Source organism: Blastocatellia bacterium, assembly GCA_035275065.1.
GTDB lineage: Bacteria > Acidobacteriota > Blastocatellia > UBA7656 > UBA7656 > DATENM01.
The window spans coordinates 134,225-151,489 of sequence record DATENM010000090.1 but is presented as its reverse complement, the minus strand read 5'-3'; the positions used below and the strand labels follow the sequence as shown (position 1 = coordinate 151,489).

10 protein-coding genes are annotated in these 17,265 nt (G+C 61.7%); 3 read left to right on the top strand and 7 right to left on the bottom strand.

The window, feature by feature from the left end; translation table 11 throughout:
* Nucleotides 1–6: 6 nt before the first annotated feature.
* From VJ464_21350 to VJ464_21330, 5 genes are all read right to left on the bottom strand, one after another.
* Nucleotides 7–1,308: an adenylosuccinate synthase gene (locus tag VJ464_21350; protein ID HKQ07687.1), complete on the bottom strand. Its 1,302-nt coding sequence runs from the start codon at nucleotides 1,306–1,308 to the stop codon at nucleotides 7–9.
* A 188-nt stretch (nucleotides 1,309–1,496) separates the two neighbouring features.
* Nucleotides 1,497–1,814 carry a thioredoxin gene (gene trxA / locus VJ464_21345; protein ID HKQ07686.1) on the bottom strand — a complete coding sequence of 106 codons (318 nt, stop codon included), beginning with the start codon at nucleotides 1,812–1,814 and terminating at the stop codon, nucleotides 1,497–1,499.
* A 97-nt stretch (nucleotides 1,815–1,911) separates the two neighbouring features.
* A complete protein-coding gene (glgA, locus tag VJ464_21340) occupies nucleotides 1,912–3,360 on the bottom strand; it encodes a glycogen synthase GlgA (GenBank protein HKQ07685.1) in 1,449 nt (482 codons plus the stop codon).
* A gap of 404 nt (nucleotides 3,361–3,764) precedes the next feature.
* Nucleotides 3,765–4,598, bottom strand: a complete 834-nt coding sequence (locus VJ464_21335) for an isoprenyl transferase (GenBank protein ID HKQ07684.1) — start codon at nucleotides 4,596–4,598, stop codon at nucleotides 3,765–3,767.
* A gap of 69 nt (nucleotides 4,599–4,667) precedes the next feature.
* Nucleotides 4,668–5,198: a DUF4352 domain-containing protein gene (locus VJ464_21330; protein HKQ07683.1), complete on the bottom strand. Its 531-nt coding sequence runs from the start codon at nucleotides 5,196–5,198 to the stop codon at nucleotides 4,668–4,670.
* A gap of 206 nt (nucleotides 5,199–5,404) precedes the next feature.
* On the opposite strand from VJ464_21330, the gene VJ464_21325 reads away from it, so the two are divergent.
* A complete protein-coding gene (locus tag VJ464_21325) occupies nucleotides 5,405–8,236 on the top strand; it encodes a winged helix-turn-helix domain-containing protein (protein ID HKQ07682.1) in 2,832 nt (943 codons plus the stop codon).
* A gap of 3 nt (nucleotides 8,237–8,239) precedes the next feature.
* Here the strand turns inward: VJ464_21325 and VJ464_21320 are convergent, their stop codons facing one another.
* Complete coding sequence (locus VJ464_21320; protein ID HKQ07681.1) at nucleotides 8,240–9,586, bottom strand: hypothetical protein; 1,347 nt, start codon at nucleotides 9,584–9,586, stop codon at nucleotides 8,240–8,242.
* 346 nt (nucleotides 9,587–9,932) lie between these two features.
* On the opposite strand from VJ464_21320, the gene VJ464_21315 reads away from it, so the two are divergent.
* Nucleotides 9,933–13,568 carry a carboxypeptidase regulatory-like domain-containing protein gene (locus VJ464_21315; GenBank protein ID HKQ07680.1) on the top strand — a complete coding sequence of 1,212 codons (3,636 nt, stop codon included), beginning with the start codon at nucleotides 9,933–9,935 and terminating at the stop codon, nucleotides 13,566–13,568.
* 162 nt (nucleotides 13,569–13,730) lie between these two features.
* A complete protein-coding gene (locus tag VJ464_21310; protein ID HKQ07679.1) occupies nucleotides 13,731–14,753 on the top strand; it encodes a tetratricopeptide repeat protein in 1,023 nt (340 codons plus the stop codon).
* 9 nt (nucleotides 14,754–14,762) lie between these two features.
* Here the strand turns inward: VJ464_21310 and VJ464_21305 are convergent, their stop codons facing one another.
* The gene (locus tag VJ464_21305) at nucleotides 14,763–16,973 is read right to left on the bottom strand and encodes a VWA domain-containing protein (GenBank protein ID HKQ07678.1); all 2,211 of its coding nucleotides are present in this window, start codon (nucleotides 16,971–16,973) and stop codon (nucleotides 14,763–14,765) included.
* Between the last annotated feature and the right edge of the window lie 292 nt (nucleotides 16,974–17,265).

Here is a 17,265-nt window from a genome sequence, read left to right as displayed (position 1 = left end):
GCTCGCTCACTTCATCCACTCACTTACCGCTAAGCTATCGCGAATGATCGTTTCGCTGCGCTCCGGCCCGGTCGAGATCATCGCCATCGGCGCGCCGACCAGTTCTTCTAAGCGGCGGACGTAGGCTTTGGCGTTTTCGGGCAAGCCATCGTAATCGGTGATGGCGCTGGTCAGGGTCTTCCAGCCGGGCAGGGTTTCATAAATCGGCTCACATTCGGCAAGCGCGTGCGCGCCGTAAGGGATGTCTTCGATCACTTCGCCGCCATAGCGGTAGGCTGTGCAGACCTTGATCTCCTCGAACTCATCCAGCACGTCCAGCTTCGTCAGCGAGATAGCGTCCAGGCCATTGAGCATCACGCTGTAGCGCACGACCACCGCGTCGAACCATCCGGTGCGGCGCGGGCGGCCTGTGGACGCGCCATATTCGTTGCCGCGCTGGCGCAGGTAATCGCCGGCTTCGTCAAACAGCTCTGTGGGAAAAGGGCCGGCGCCGACGCGCGTCGTGTACGCTTTGGCGATGCCGAGCGCGCCGGTGATGGCGCGCGGCGGCAAGCCCAGCCCGGTCGCCGCGCCGCCCGCCGTCGCGTTCGATGAAGTCACGAACGGGTAGGTGCCGTGATCGACGTCGAGCATCGTCCCTTGCGCGCCTTCGAGCAGCACGGCGCGGCCCGCGCTGACGCTCTGGTTGATGAAGACGGCGGTGTCGCGGACGAACGGTTGCAGCTTCAAGGCTTCACTGAGAAAGCTGTCAATCGTTGCTTCGACATCGAGCGCCTCGGCGCCGAGCGCCGTCAGCTCGCGGTTGGCGTCGGCGACATTGGCTTTCATCTTCTCGCGCACCAGGTCGGGATGCGACAGGTCGCCGGCGCGTATGCCTGTGCGCGCCGCCTTGCTCTCGTAAGCCGGGCCGATGCCGCGCATCGTCGTGCCGACGCCCTGCTCGCCGAGCCGCTGTTCGCGGGCGCGGTCAAGGGCGCAGTGGTAAGGCAAGATCAACTGGGCGCGCGTCGAGATAAACAGACGCCCGGCGCATTCGACGCCCATCTGGCGCAGTTCTTCGACCTCCGCGTTAAAGGCTTCGGGGCTGACGACGACGCCGTTGCCGATGACGCAGACGCAGTCGTCATGCAGGATGCCCGACGGGATCAGGTGCAAGACGAATTTGCGCTCGCCGATGCGCACCGTATGGCCGGCGTTATGGCCGCCCTGGTAGCGCGCGACGATTTGAAAATGCGGCGCCAGAATGTCAACGACTTTCCCTTTGCCTTCGTCGCCCCACTGGGCGCCGACCACGACGATGTTTTTCATAATTCAAGCTCTCTGCCGCCCGCTCCCCAAGCCAACCCCGAAACCGGCCGCCAGAGCCGGTTTCGCGTTTTGTGCCGGGTCGGATTGCGGGAGCGGACAGAATGACAGGCGCACGGTTGCGCGTGACTGCCGTGCGCCTGTGGCTGGGTGTGAATACGCGGTTGCGGATAACGGCTCGCCGCCTGGCTTTAGCCGAGGACGCGATCAATCATTCGGGCAATGTTATCCTTGGTCGTCAGGCCGACGGTGCGGTCGGCTTCCGAGCCGTTGTGAAAGAGAATCAACGTCGGGATACCTTTGATGCCGTAACGCTGCGCCACCTCGTTGTTGTCGTCAATGTTCAGCTTCACGACTTTGGCCTTGCCTTCGTATTCGCCCGCGACCTTCTCGACCGTCGGCGCGAGCGCCTTGCAGGGCCCGCACCATTCGGCCCAGAAATCGACCAGCACCGGCACCCCGGCATTTAAAACATCTTGTTCAAAGCTCTGATCCGTTACCTCTTGCATTTGCTCCCTCCAATAATTAGGTGTCAGGTGTTAGGTGTCGGGTGTTGGGTTGAGGCCGCAACCGGCACCAACACCCGACACCTGACCCCCAGCACTATTATACTGTAACCGACGCGCCGCGTTGCGCCAGCCATTCATAAACCTGCACGTATTGCAGCGCCGCCCTGTGCCACGAGTGATCGGCGCTCATGCCGTTGCGCATCAGCGTTTGCCACAGCTCGCGGTCGGTGTAGAGCAGCAGCGCTTCGTAAACTTTTTCGAGCAGCCGCGCCGAATGGTAATCGTAAAACTTGAAGCCGTTGCCGCGCCGCGAGCCGCGGTCGAAATTCTCAATCGTATCGTCCAGACCGCCAACGGCGCGGACGACGGGCGGCGTGCCATAGCGCAGCGAATACATCTGATTCAATCCGCACGGCTCGAACTTCGACGGCATCAGGAAGATGTCGGCGCCGGCTTCGATCTTGTGCGCCAGCTCGTTGGAGTAGCCGAAGTAGACGCCGACCTGTTGCGGGCGCGCATCGCGCAAGGCTTGAAAGCGGCGCTCATAAACTTCGTCGCCCGATCCCAGCAGGATGAACGAGACGCCGCGCTCAAGCATCTGCCAGGCGGCGTCAATAATCAGGTCGAAGCCTTTCTGATCCGACAGCCGCGAAATGCAGCCGATGAGCGGGCGGTCTAAATCTTCGGGCAACTGGAATCGGCGCAGCACGTCGCGTTTGCACTCGCGCTTACCGCCGAAATCATTCAGTGAATAGTGCGCCGCCAGATAATGGTCGCGGTCGGGACTCCACTCGTCGTAATCGACGCCGTTAAGAATGCCGAACAGGTCATTGCGGCGGGCGCGCAACAGGCCGTCGAATTGATAACCGAACTCCGGCGTTTGAATCTCCTGGGCATAGCGCGGGCTCACGGTCGAGATGCCATCTGAGAAGACCAGGCCGGCTTTCAAGGCGCTGCCCATGCGGTTAAACTCCAGGCCGCCTTCCGAGCGATTCAGCCAGTCGGGCAGGCCGAACTTGCCCAGGTCATAGGTGTCGAAGTAGCCGTGAAAGGCGAGATTGTGAATCGTGAAGAGCGTCCGCGTGCGGGCGAATGCCGGGTCGCCGGCGTAGGTCGTCTTCAAGTGGGTCGCCACCAGGCCGGTCATCCAATCATTGAGATGAATGATGTCGAGCGACTCGCCGAGTGCCTTGGCAAATTCGACGACGGCGCGGCTGAAGAAAGCGTAGCGCTCGGCGTCGTCCTGCTCGCCGTAGAGCCTGCCGCGAGAGAAGTATTCCGGCGCATCAATGAAGTAGACCGGCACTTCGCCGCTGCGATCAATGTAGACGGCCGTCTCGCGTGTGGTGAAATTGAACGGAACGGCGAGCGCGCCGGGCAGGGCTTCGGTGTTCTGAGTGATGCGCTCGACGTTGTAGCGCGGCATAACGACGCGGACGCGATGGCCGAGCCGCGCGAGCGCTTTGGGGAGCGCGCCCGCCACGTCTGCCAGGCCGCCGGTCTTGGCGTACGGCACGACTTCCGATGCCGCCAGTAGGATGTTCAAGCCCGCACTCCCATGTCAGAAATCTGCGTCCCGTCGGAATGAAAGATAGTAGGGGAGCGGCTTCGGCGTTGTCAAGAAAACGGCCCGCCGCCGCAGGGTCTATTCATTCTCCGGACTTGAACCGCCAAGACGCCAAGGACGCCAAGAGAACGCCGAGCTTTTCTTGGCGGTCTTGGCGTCTTGGCGGTTTATATCCCGACGGTTATTCGAGAATGAATAGGCCCTGCCCGCCGCCGGAGGGACGCAGGGACCGAGGCGACGCGGCGACGCGGCGATGGGGCGAGGGAGAAAGCCGACGCGGCGATACGGAAACGCGGGGAAAGGAAGACAAGCGTTAGCCTCTGTCTTTTTCCCTCACCGCGTCTCCGTGTCGCCGCGTCTCCGCGTCGTTGAGCGGCGGGTAGCTAATCACCGGTCGGGGCGAGCGATTGATCGGCATCCCATTCAAGCGTCAGCCCCGGCTTCGCTTCGCGGACGCCGCCGAAGCGCCGGTCACGTTTCTGGTATTCGATCAGCGCCGAAAGAAAATCGCCCTCGCTGAAGTCTGGCCACAGGGTCTCGGTGATATAAATTTCGGAATAGGCAATCTGCCAGAGCAGGAAGTTGCTGATGCGCGCTTCGCCGCTCGTGCGCACCAGCAGGTCGGGGTCGGGCAGCATGTTCGTGTAGAGCTTTGCTTCGATGACCTGTTCATTAATCTCTTCGGGACGCAGGCGACCGGCGGCCACTTCCGCGGCGATGCGACGGCAAGCGTCAACCAGCTCGGTGCGCCCGCCGTAGTTGACGGCGATGTTCAGTCGCAACCCTGTATTCTGCATCGTTGCCAGCTCGGCGCGGCGAATCTGTTCCAGCACAGAGATGTGCAGCCCATCGCCGCGGCCAATCAGGCGAAAACGGATGTTGTTGTCGCGCAGCGATTTCAGCTCCTTGCGCAGGAACTCCATCAGCAGGTCCATCAAGGCGCGCACTTCGAGGCGCGGGCGCTTCCAGTTCTCGGTTGAAAAGGCATAAAGCGTTAAGCACTCAAGCCCCAGGCGGGCGGCGCTTTCGACGGTGCGGCGGACGGCATCGGCTCCGGCGCGGTGACCGGCAATGCGCGGCAGCTTGCGCCGCGCCGCCCAGCGCCCATTGCCATCCATGATGATGGCGACGTGCGTGGGCATACGCGCCGGGTCGAGTTGACTGAGCAGCGATTCGTCCAGCTTGCCGCCGGATTTCGCCAGGTCGATTCGTCGCATGGCCATAAGGATTCCTCTTGCTCTTTAAGATTAAGACCGTGCCCGGCCTCTGCCGGGTTCACAACTGTATCATTGCGGCGGCAGGGCGATGCGCTTCTTGCCATAAAAGATGGTGTCCAGCACATCGCCGACCGCGCCGCCCCCCGAAATGCGCACTTGCGTGATGCGCGCCGTCGCCGGCAGATCAAAGACGACTTCGGTGATGCACGTCGCGCCTGCCGCAATCGGCTCGGCGCAACGCGCGCTCGCCGGGCGCAACGCGTCATAGGCACGTTGTGTGCCGTCCGCCCAGTGATATTCGTTGCCCTGCTCGTCAATCAAAATGACGGTTGATTTATCAAAAGTGAAATCAACGCGCTGCGCGTGATTGGCGACCTTCATCGTGACAATGGCATAGATGCCTTGCGCGCGCGGCGCGTCGGGCGCGCCGCCAAGCGTCGCGGCCTGGCGCACGCCGAGCGCCGCAAACGCGAAATCATCATATTGAATTTCCTGATTTAAGCCGACGGTCTGCGAGCGGCGGTTGAGGAGCGCAATAATCCCCAGCAGCACGGTTCCCACGATGACAAGCGCGGCGAGACTTAAGAGAATTTTTTTCATTGCCTGTCCATTCACGGCACGCAGACGGGGACGGGCCTAAAGATAAACCACCGCCGCCGCGAAGAAATGAGCCGCCTGTGAGAAAGTTGTGAGAAGTGCGCCGCCGGCTCCAATTACCGCTGCCGCGCCAGCCTTTCGGCGATTTGCTGCATCTGAGACGAGCGCCGCTGTGGACGGACTCGGAGAGTTGCGAGACAATCTGAGCGATGACGAGCCTGGCGCAGATTCCCCTGATGGTCTATCGCTTCGACAATTTCTATCTCGACGCGGCGAATCGCCGCCTGCTGCGCGACGGTCAGACGGTCGCGCTCAATGCGAAGTATCTCGACGTGCTCTTGCTGCTGGTCAGCCGGCGCGGGCAGTTAGTCGAGAAGGCCAGCCTCTTTGAAGAAATCTGGTCGGGCGTCTTTGTCACCGACGCGGCGCTGACGCAGTGCATCAAGGACATTCGCAAACAGCTCGGCGATGATGCGGCCAACCCGCGCTACATCAAGACTGTGCCCAAGCACGGTTACGTCTTCATCGGCGAAGTCACACAGCTTGCGACCGACGACCGGCGGCCGGCGACCGACGACCGAGAAACGGCACAGACGCAGCCGAGCGCCCGGCCTTACAAGTTTCTCGACTACTTCACCGAGCGCGACGCGCAACTCTTCTTTGGCCGCGAGGCCGAAGTCGAAAGCGTCGCCTCGCAGATTGTCGCGCACCGCTCGTTCATCCTGCACGGGCGGTCGGGCGTCGGCAAAAGCTCGTTGCTGCGCGCCGGCCTGACGCCGCGACTGAAAGCCGCCGGCCATCACGTCTTCGTCATCCGCAGCTTCACCGACCCGCTCCATCAGATGACGGCGGCGCTGACGCAGCTGTTGAATCCGCTGTCGAGCGCCGCCGTTGATCTGGAGCCGACGCCGAGCGGCGCGTTGTCGCTTGCGGCGCTGGATGAAGGCGATGCCGCGTCGCTCGGCGAGTTGATTGGCCGGGCCGAGCGGCGGTGGCCGCAACAGACGGCCGTCTTTTTTCTCGATCAGTTTGAAGAGTTCTTCACACTGCTCGGCGAAGAAGCGCGCTCGCGCTTTCTTGAAGCCATGCGGCGGTTGTTCGCGCATGAAGACTTGCCGTTTTGCCTGCTCTTTGCCCTGCGCGAAGACTTGCTCGCCGAGATGAGCCAGCTTAAAACGGCCATCCCGGAAATCTTCCACCACGAATACCGCTTGAAGCGATTGAGCCGCGAGCAGGCCGCCGTGGCCATCACCGCGCCGGCGCGCGCCGTCGGTTGTCAATATGATGACGCGCTGGTGGGGCGCTTGCTTGATGATCTGAACGATCACGGCTCGGTTGACCCGCCGCAATTACAGATCGTTTGCGACCACCTGTACGACGCGCGCGGCCCGAGTTGTGAATTGACGCTGGGGCTGTACGCGCGGCTTGGCGGCGCGTCGCAGATTTTGGCGAGCTACCTTGAGCGCGTGTTGCGCCGCTTTAACGCCGCCGACCTCGTCACGGTCAAAGCGATTCTCACGGCGTTGATCTCCAAAGACGGCCAGCGCCTGGTGCTGCGCGCCACGGAACTGACGGCGCGCGCCCGCAGCGCCTCGCCTACGGTCGAGCTGCTGATTGCCGAGCTGGTGGCGGCGCGCGTCGTGCGTCGCCGCAGTCAGGACGGCGAGGCGTGGCTTGAGCTGGCTCATGATTTCTTAACCCCTGAAGTGTCGCGCTGGCTGACGGCAGACGAGATCGCCTTGAAGCAGGCGCGCGCCGTCATCGAGCGGGCGATGGAGAATTACACCGCCCACGGCTTATTGATCGATACGGACACGCTCGGCCTGCTGCTGCCGTTCGGCGAACAGCTCAACCTGACGGGGGCAGAGGCCGATCTTTTATTGACGAGCTTGCTTGGGCGCGCTCGCCCGATGCCCGCGTGGCTGGTCGCGGTGGCGCCCGCCGCGCCGCAGGTGACGCTTGAAGCCAGCCGCAGCGCCGACGCCGAGATTCGCAAGCGCGCCATCGAAGCCGCCGCCTTGCTGCGCGGCGACGCGATGCGCGAGCTGTTGCGCGAGCTGGCGCTCTGGGACAAAGACCTGATGGTGCGCAAGGCTGCGAGCATCGCACTTGCCGACTGGCTCGGGCTCGAAGCCGAAGCGCGGCTGGCGAAAGACGGCGCCGGCGAGAGCGCCGGCCCTGTGCGGCGGGCCATCAGCCTGGCGATGATCCGCGATTATGACAAGCGGCTGGTGAAGCTCAGTCACCTGCCGCTGGCCGTTGCCCTGCTGGTCGTCGGCGGCTTGATGTGGGTGCGCCTCAGGCGCGGCGGCGCGGCGATTGTGCAACAGACCATCGGCGGCACGCTCGGCGGCCTGCTATCGGGATTGATCGGCGGCCTGCTCTTAAGCCTGGGACTGACGGTGACGCGCCACGCGACGATGATCGAAGCGACCGAGTTGCTGGTGGCGCTGGCGGCGCTCGGCTCGTTTATTGGCGGCGGCGGCGGTCTGGGCGTGAGCGCTGGCATGATCTCGGCGGCGCGCGTCGCTTATCGGCACAGCCGCTGGTGGTCTGTGGTCGGCGGCGCGGCGGGCGGCGCAGGTGTCGGCGGCAGCGCTTACCTGCTCGGCGTGGATATGGTCAATGCGTTGTTTGGCAAGCGCCCCATCGGCATCACGGGGGCGATGGAAGGCGCGGTGATCGGCGTCGGTGTGTCGCTCGGTGTCGTGCTGGCGCATACGCTCTGGCGGCAGGCGCGCGCCCAGCAGCGCGTCATCGGCGCCGGCCTCGGCGCGATGTGCGCCGGCATCCTGCTGATTGTCATCGGCGGCAATCTCTTCAGTGGCAGCCTGGAGATCGTCGCCCGCTTGTTCGCCAATTCACAGATGCGGCTCGACACCCTGGCCCCTGTCTTCGGCGAAGTTCACTTCGGGCAGACGACGCAGTTAATCTTAGGTGCGCTGGAAGGTCTGCTATTCGGGATCGGCATGACGAGCGGCATCGAAGTCGCCGCTCGTCAGCAGCCGGACGAGACGGGATTGAGTCACGCCTCAGGATAACTGTTAGTCGGTGGCCGCTTGTAGGCTGTGGACGGCAACCAGCGACATCTTGGTGGGAATGCCGTTGTCAACCGCGACTTTCAACAGCGCCTGGTAATAGCGCGGCGCGCCGGAATCGGCCATCTGTCGCAGCCGCTGATCCAGCACCGTGATGTACTCTTTCGTCGTCGCGAACTCTGAGGCCGCCTGCGTGCCTTCGCTGTGAATCCCCGCCAGTACCATCACCGTGTTCTTCTCCGAGATGTTCGGCTTCACCGTGATCAGCGCATAATCTTCGACGAGCTTGCCCTGGGCATCAAAGGCGGGGCGGTACTCGCGCTCTTCGCCCGGCTGCGGCTTGCGATTAATGATCGTCGCGCTGCCGGTATGCACGAAGTCCTCGTTGATCGGAAGTTTTCCCGACCACTCATTCGTCCAGACGCTGCCGAGCGTGACGACGTTGTGGCTCTTGAGGTCTTCGGCGCTGACCGTGCGGCTCTGTTTCAGCAGCACCGTCTTGCCGACCGCGCCGAAAAGCGCCGTGACCTGATGCAGGCCGATGGCCTCGCCCATGCCTGTGTACTCGTCTACGCAAAGCGCCAGGCGCGGCGCCGGGTTGTTCTTGACGATGAACTTATCGCCGAGCGCATCGGCGAGCGCCGTCACATGCTCCGGCGGCAGCGTCAGCGCGCGGCGCGTCAGCGCTTCCGGGTCTGCCTGATTGGTGAAGCGATAAACCGGCGGATTGCTCAGCACCAGCAAGGTCGGCGTTTCATCGTTCAGGAAGGGCTTCCAGATGGTGCCCCACTCGGCAAGGTTTTTCGCCGCATTGCCGTCAGCGGCTTGCGAGCGCCGGCTGAGATTATCGAAAGCGAGCAGGCCCACCGCGATCAGCAGGAGAACGATCAACACAGGCATGCCGATGCGCCGGATGATCTCGCGGGCCGGCGGCTGTGGCAGCGGCGCAATCACGCTGCTCGCCGGCGCGATGCTGTCTTCTTTGCCGTCGGCGGTCTCGCTGGTCGCGCCATTATTCTGATGAATATAAGAGAAGCATGGCGTGTAATGGCCTTTCGGCAGCTCGATGAGAATCTGGTCGCTCTTGCCTTCGGTGAAGTAGTACTCCTGCAATTTGCTGCGCAGGCGGCTGGCCTGCACGCGCACGACGGAGTCTGTGCGCGGGCTGTATTGCTCGCCGCGTCCGAAGACCTCTGTGGCGATGGTGTACTCTTTGAGCTGGTCTTCCTGCTCATCGACCGCCTTCTGGACGACGAAGCGCAGGAAGGCGCGCAAGCTCTCAGAGCCGTGCAGAATCTGGCTCTGCAAGATGCGCTCAAGCTGCGCCAGTTTTTCATCCTTGCTTAGATCCATCACTTGCATTGAGTTAAACGGTGTATGTAACAGCCGGGTTGCGGCTCATCAAATCCGCTCTATTTTGGCAGCTAGACGGTATTATACCCCTATTAACTCCCAGCACAAGCGCCAACGCGCATATAATGATGCGGCATCTAGCACCATTGCAATCATTCTCAAGTCAAGTTTCACCGCAGGTTCACGTTGAAGTATTTTCTGTATGGCCGGCGACCATGCCATTCGGCTGCCGGTAATCTGTTGACAAAAAGGCGACTGGGGCATTACCCTAAACGCCGAACTTTGCAGGTTCTTCCACAAGAATCTAATCCGCTCAGTAATGAAGATAGGGAGGTTACCGAAACTTATGAAGCTAGAGCATAAGCGAAGGCTCGTCAGTTCAACGCTCCGCTTCTTCGCTGTGGTTTTCTGTCTGACATTCCTCGTCAGCGTACAATCCGCATTCGCTCAATCTTCCGGCAGCGCGACATTGCGCGGCACGGTCAAAGACCCGTCGGGCGCAGTCGTTTCCGGCGCGACGGTGATTGTGACCAGTGAGCGAACCAAGGACGAACGCAAGACAATTACCAACGATGAAGGGGGATATGTTTTCTCCGCATTATCCCCTGATACTTACACCGTCAAGGTGGAAGCTCAGGGCTTTAAGACCACTGAAAAGACCGGCATCGCCGTCGAGACCAGCACCACGCGCGGCCTCGACGTCGTCATGGAGATCGGGCAAGCGTCCGAGACCGTGACGGTCAACGCGGTGGCCGATCAGGTACAAACCGAAACCGGCGCCAAAGAGAACACGATTACCGCCAAGCAGATCGATAACCTGTCGATCATCAGCCGCAGCTCGCTTGAGCTGTTGCGCATCCTGCCTGGCGTCGTGGCTCCGGACAACACCTCGCTCGAAAGCATTTCGTTCGGCGGCGGCGCCAACGCCAACAGCCAGTATCACGTCAACGGCTTGCGTGGCGAGCAGAACACCGTGACGATTGACGGCTCGCGCATGATGGACATTGGCTCGAACAATGGCACCATCATCACCGCCAATCCCGACATGGTGCAGGAAGTCAAAGTTCAGACCAGCAACTACGCGGCTGAACACGGGACCAGCGCCGTGCAGATCAGCGCCACCACCAAAGGCGGCGGCCACGACTTCCACGGCTCGATCTACGACTACCTGCGCGATTATCACTTCCAGGCCAATGATCGCTCCAACAGCATCAACGGCATTAAGCGCCCGTTGAGCAAGTACAACTATCCGGGCGGCAACATCGGCGGGCCGGTAATTATTCCGGGCACCAAATTCAACAAGGGTCGCGACAAGCTGTTCTTCTTCGTCGGCTATGAGTACTACTACCAGCGGGTAGACGAAGGCTCGTCGCTGTCGGTCGTGCCGACCCTCAAACAGCGGCAGGGCGATTTCAGCGAGCTGCTGAGCGGGCCGGGGTCGAACCTCAACCAGGGCCGCACGGTCAACGTGCCGTTCGGCTGCACGGTCAATGGCGTCGGCGCTGGCAATCCGGCACCGAACAACAACATCGCGCCGTGCGCCGACCCGCTCGGCAAAGCGCTGTTGAACCTCTACCCGGCGCCGAATTTTACCGATCCCAACAATCGCTACAATTACGTCTACAGCGTGCTGAGGCCGAACGATAGAAATCAGTTCACCTCGCGCTTTGACTTCAACGTCAGTGACAGGACCAAGCTCTATGTGCGCCTGGCGCGCGAGTACGAAGAGCAGGGCTTCCCGCGCGGCCTGTGGTGGGATTCATCGAACTATGAAATCCCCGGCAAGCTCACGGGCAAGAACCTCGGGCGCTCGGTCGTCGTCAACCTGACCAACATCATCAGCCCGACGATGACCAACGAAGTCTTGTTCAGCGCCAGCAAGCTGAAGCTCAACTACGACTTCGCCGATCCGGACAAAGTCACCTATGCCGGCCTGGGGCTGCAACCGGTGGGCTTCTTTCCCGGCTCGAATCCTTACGTGCCCATCGGCGTCATTGACGCCTGGGGCGGCGGCATCGGCGGCAACCTGTTCAGTGCTTACGGCTATCCGATCCTTGCGTGGAACGATAGCTTCGCAGTCACCGATAACCTGACCAAGGTCTTAAGCACGCACACCATGAAGTTCGGCATGTTCATCGAACAGGCGAACAAGAAGCAGCAGTCGAACCACGACACAGACATCACCGTCGCCCAGTGGGGCCAGTCGAACGCCACCGGGAACAACTACGGCGACCTGTTTGTCGGACGCCCGATTGAGTTCACGCAGGGCACCGACCGCCCTGAAGACCACTTCCGTTACTACAACTACGAGTTCTACGGACAGGATAGCTTTAAGGTCCGCCCGAACTTCACCTTGGAGTACGGTCTGCGCCTGGCTTACCTGCCGCAGAACTTCGAGCGCAACGGCCTCGGCGTGCTGTTTGACCCGACCGCCTACGACCACAGCCAGGGCATCTTCATTAACGGCGACCGCTCCCGTCCGAACGGGTTTAAGCTGGCCGCGCGCGACGAGATTCCCAAGGGCGTCCTGCCCAATAACGGCATTCAATGGATGCCGCGCCTGAACTTCGCATGGGACATCGGCGGCAAGGGTGACTGGGTCATCCGCGCCGGCGCCGGTATTTTCTATAACCGCGTGCAGGGCAACTATGACTACTACTCCAGCGGTCAGATGCCCAACACCTACAGCGCCACGGTTGACACGCCGTGGGCCTCGTCGACCGGTCTCACCTTCAGCGACCTGAGGAATGTGGATCCGTTCGCCGCCATTGCCAACGTCAACGTGTCGTCTCGCGACATCAACTCGAACAACATCCCGCGCGTCGCCAACATGAGCTTGACCATCGAGAAGCGGTTGTGGGCAAACAACATCTTCACGGTGGCGTATGTCGGCACGCAGGGCCGCCACCTGCCGCAGCAGCGCAACATCAACATCGTCCCGCTGGGGGCGCTCTCAAGCGGCACGGTCAATGGTGTGGACTTGTCCAACCCGGTCAACCGCGCCGGCCTTGATGGTTCGGTGATCAAGCAGTTCCGGCCATTCCCAGCATACGGCACGGTCGGTGTTTTTCAGTTCACAGGGACCTCGACCTATCACTCGTTGCAGGCGACCTTGAGCCACCAATCGGGCAAGAACCTGCAATACTTTGCCACCTACACCTTCAGCAAAGCGCTGGGCACGGTGGCCGTTAACGAGAGCGACGGCGCTGCGTGGGCCGACCCCATCGACACGCGCGGCAGAAGCTGGGGCGTCTTGCCGTTTGACCGGACCCACATCTTCAACCTGTCGTACAACTACATCTTCCCGAAACTGGCGCGCGGCGCGCTCGATCATGCCATCGTCCGAGGCTTCCTCGACGGCTGGCAGATGTCGGGCATCACGACGTTCCAGAGCGGCACGCCAATCCGTCTGAGATTCACCGGCGACATCGCCTCGACCGGCAACGCCATCGCCTGGTATGGCTCCGACGCCTTCAACGGCTCGGGGGCGGGCGCGAGCGTTGGCGCCGTGGCGCCGATCTACACGGGCAATCCGCAGACGGGCGGTTCGGGTCTGGGCCAGAAGCTCTTCGACATCAACAAGCTTCAGATCCCGGCCTTCGCCAACAGCGGGCCGGCGCAGCCGCCGTTCTACATGAGGACGCCGAGCCGGAGCAACTTCGACGTTTCGTTCTTCAAGAATTTCGAGTTCAGCGAATCGAAGAAGCTTCAGTTCCGCGCCGGGTTCTTTAACCTCTTCAACCAGGCCTACCCGACGCAGATTGCGACGACAGGCGGTCTGGGCGCGAGCGACATTTACCTGACGCTCAACACCACCTGCAACGTGCGCGTCACTGTGCCGAACGGCGCTGGCGGAACGTCGAACCCCTGCGATCCGACAAAGGGGTTCACCTATACGCAAGAGACGCAGGATAACTTCGGCAAGATCGTTAACAAGCACGGTCGCCGGATCGTCGAATTTGCTTTGAAGTATTACTTCTAATTCGACGGCCAGGCGGTCACATCCACGGCGCGAGGGGCGAAGAACCGCTTCTCGCGCCGTGCCTTTTTGCCGCCTCGGCGTGAGGCTTTCACTTGACGTCGAGGCGGCGAGAAAACATGATTCGGGTATCGATGAAGCGCGAGTTTCCCGGGGAGGTATTTCATGAGAGTGAGACCGATTCACGCTTGCATGGGATTGACCTTGTGGTGGGCGCTGGCGGCGGCGGCGGCGAGCGCGCAGGACATCGAAACCAAGTACCGCTCGGCGGACACCAATAACGCCGTCATCGAAGGCCGCGTTACCCTGCCTTCCGGGTTTTCGGCTGATCGCAACGTCAAGATCACCTTCAAAAACTCGTTGAGCGTGTTGTCTGTCCTCTACACCAATAAGCATGGCGAGTTTCAGATCGGCAACCTCAGCGAAGGCATTTACTACGTGCAGGCCGAAGTGGATGACCGCAGCTTTGAGCCGGTCACCGAAAAGGTGGTGCTGGGGCGCGGCGTGGTCTGGGAGCTAAGGTTGGAGTTGCGCGAAAAGATGGCGACGACGACGATGAGCATCGGCACTCGCGTCGTCTCGGCCGCCGAGCTGCGCCAGCCGGTGCCGGCAGCCGCGAAAAAGGAGTACGAGGCGGGCTTGAAGCTGGTCAGCAAAGGCGACATCCAGCAGGCCGCCGCGCACTTCCAGGAAGCGGTCAAGCTCTATCCTGATTACCTCGCGGCGCGCAATGACCTCGGCGCACAGTACCTCAAGCTGAAGCGGGTGGATGAGGCAGAGCAGCTATTTCTGATGGTGTTTGAGCATGACCCGAAGAACTTCAACGCCAAATTTAACCTCGGGCTGGTGCGCGTCGAGCGCCGCGATTATCTGGGCGCCATCGCGCAGTTGAATCAGGCGATTGCCATCGATAGCGGGCGACCGGTGGCGCGGTTATGGCTGGGCATCGCGATGCTGGAGCGCGGCGATCCGGCGAGCGCCGAGCGCGAGCTGGTCAAGGCGCTGGTCATGGGCGGCGCTGAATGTGTGGCGGCGCACTACCACCTGGCGCGCATCTACTCCGACCGCGGCGACGGTGCCGAAGCAACGCGCGCCGTCCGCATTTATCTTAAAGAAGCGCCGAACGGCGAGTATGTGAAAGAAGCTCGGCTGCTTGAAAAGCGCCTCGGCGGCGAAGCGAAGCGCTAACCCGATTTTTCAGGGCGCAATCTTAAACGGGGCCGAACTGCTGACGCGGTTCTTGCCGTCGCTGACCGTCACCTTCAACTCATAATTGCCGGGCTGGAATTTATCGAGCGGCAAAGCGCTCGCGTACTTGATCTGTCCATGCTCATCGGCTGCCGGCAGTTGCGCCGAGGTCTGTCCCAACGACCGATTGTTCTGCAATATCTCCATCGTGAGCTGTAGCGGGGCGGTCGAGCCTTTGGCCGGCCAGGCGGTAAAGAAGAAGGCCATCTGCTTGGTCGCAGACTTGGGCAGCGGCTCGCCGAGATTGGGATAGACCACCAGCTCGCCGAAGTGCAACGGCTGATCTTTCTTCTGCTCGTCGGCGGTCAGCCGCTCGGCGCGCTTCAGCACCGCGACGCTGCTCAGCCGCGGCTTGCTTTCATCAAGCGCGGCAATCTCCAGGCGGCTCGCGCGCACGCTTGCCTTGCTGGTCATCGCGTCATAAGCGATCAATTCCACCGTGTAACTGCCGGGCGCAAGCTGCGCTTCGCGATAGAAGAGCAGGTCGCCTTTTCGGGCCGCGTCGAGCTGATCGAGCGGGCCGTTGAGCGGATAATGCTGGCTCATTTTCTGAACCACCTGGCCGGCTGAGTCTTTGACCAGGGCGACGACTGAAAAATCGCTGTTGTAAGTCTTCTTGTCGGCGCTCGGCGCGAAGGTGAAGGCAGAGATCGGCGCCTCGGCGAGCACCAGCGCCAGGCCCGGACGATTGCCGGCCGGGAAGCTCAAGGCCGCCGCGTGGAACGAAGACGGGTCAGCCGCGCCGCGCGCATTGCGCGCCGCCGCCAGCGCCGGCGCTTCGTAATCGAGCACCGGCAGGTTGCCGACCGATTCGACCGCGTAATAGCCCTTGCGCGTCTGCACGTCGAGGTTCGAGCGGCTCAGCTTCACATTGATGTGCCGGAAGCGACCATTGTAGTCGTCGTTCTTCGGAATATAGGTGACCAGGTAATAGCCGCGCATATCATCATCAATGCGGCGCAGCCCCGCGGCCAGATCGTTGGTGTCATGAATCAGGAAGCCGCCGGTCTGGTCGGCCAACTGGCCGAGGCCGCTGCGCGGGTCGAGCCGCAGCAAATCTTCGTTGCGCTCCAGCGCTTTCATGTAAGGCCCCGAGGCGGTGTCTACACCGCGGCCCTGCTGCCGCATACGCCCATTGACAATCGAGTTGATTTCGCGTGCGGCTTCGCCGGCGCTGCTCTCTGTGCGCAGCCCGGCCGCATCGATGGCGTAGATGGTGACGTTGGCGCGGTTGGCGGCGCTGATGACGGCGGGGAATTTCGTCAGCACGGACGGCGGCAGCGACAGGCCCTCCGAGAAGAGGATCAGCGTCTTGCGCCCCGGCAGGTTCTGCATCGGGTTGATGACCGCAAGCAAGCTGTTGATGGTCGCAAACCCCTGCTGGTCGCGTTCGAGAGTTTCGTACTGTTGGAGGATGTCGTTCTCCATCTCAAGGAGCTTCGCCTGGGCGGCGGCCTGTCCGGCAGCCGCGCCCGCCGCGCTTGCGGCTGCCCCATCATGGGCTGCGCCCGCCTCGGCTGCTGCGGCGATTGACGAGGTTTGCGTCTGATCGAGGCCAGTGACCCGGTCGGAATTTTCCCGAACTTTGGCGCTGCCCGAGACATAAGTGGACGTGGCCGCGCCGGTGGCGCGCTCGACCGCCTGTTTGATCAGTTCCGGATTGTCGGTGAACGATTGCAGGGTGCGTAGCGATTGATCGATGCCGAAGACGCCTGTGTAATCGCCGGCGGCCATCGCCTCCTGCACGTAAGCCATCCCGGCCTTGCGCGCCAGCGAGCGCGCTTCGGGCGAGAGGCGGTCAAAGACCAGGGCGATCACGCCGGGCGTCGAAGCGCCGCCGAGGACTGGCTGCGGCACCGGCTTGTCTGCTTTGCGCTCCGGGGTGTTGCCCTTCGTGACGGGCGCTTCGCGCACCACGAAGCGGAACGATTCGACGCGCTGGCGAACGCCGTCTTCATAAACTTCAAAGTCGCCAGCCGTCAGGTCTTTGACCGGGCGGCCCTTCTTATCTTTAACGACGACGTCGAGCGCGACTTCGGTAGTTCGGACGCGGACGACCTGATCGTCTTGTGACGGCTGCTGCGGCGTCTGCGCAATGACCGAAAGAGAATTAGAAAGGCTGACGATAATCAGCAGAAGGAGGCTAACATAAATCTTCATTGTACTGTCTCTCAGCGCAAAAAATGGGTGTCATCAGTATAGTCGGCTTGACCGCCATTTGCCAGCCAGTCCTTGACTTATGGTGATGCGCTGCGGCGGCAGGGGCAATCAGTTCTCGACATTCATAAAGATGAATTAAACAGAGAGACACAGAGACACGGAGGCACACAGAGAAGACTCTGTGTCTCTGTGTCTCCCTGTCTCTGTGTTTGTTTCTCATCCCTGTTTCGCAGAACTGAATGGCCCTGCCGCGGCGTAAGCCGGGCGCTGAAGCGGCGGGTGGCGTAGCCTG

Bases quoted from the DNA above. Each gene is read 5' to 3' on its own strand.
- VJ464_21350 (HKQ07687.1), bottom strand. From the start codon at position 1,308: ATGAAAAACATCGTCGTGGTCGGCGCCCAGTGGGGCGACGAAGGCAAA.
- trxA (HKQ07686.1), bottom strand. From the start codon at position 1,814: ATGCAAGAGGTAACGGATCAGAGCTTTGAACAAGATGTTTTAAATGCC.
- VJ464_21335 (HKQ07684.1), bottom strand. From the start codon at position 4,598: ATGCGACGAATCGACCTGGCGAAATCCGGCGGCAAGCTGGACGAATCG.
- VJ464_21330 (HKQ07683.1), bottom strand. From the start codon at position 5,198: ATGAAAAAAATTCTCTTAAGTCTCGCCGCGCTTGTCATCGTGGGAACC.
- VJ464_21325 (HKQ07682.1), top strand. From the start codon at position 5,405: ATGACGAGCCTGGCGCAGATTCCCCTGATGGTCTATCGCTTCGACAAT.
- VJ464_21320 (HKQ07681.1), bottom strand. From the start codon at position 9,586: ATGGATCTAAGCAAGGATGAAAAACTGGCGCAGCTTGAGCGCATCTTG.
- VJ464_21315 (HKQ07680.1), top strand. From the start codon at position 9,933: ATGAAGCTAGAGCATAAGCGAAGGCTCGTCAGTTCAACGCTCCGCTTC.
- VJ464_21310 (HKQ07679.1), top strand. From the start codon at position 13,731: ATGAGAGTGAGACCGATTCACGCTTGCATGGGATTGACCTTGTGGTGG.
- VJ464_21305 (HKQ07678.1), bottom strand. From the start codon at position 16,973: ATGAAGATTTATGTTAGCCTCCTTCTGCTGATTATCGTCAGCCTTTCT.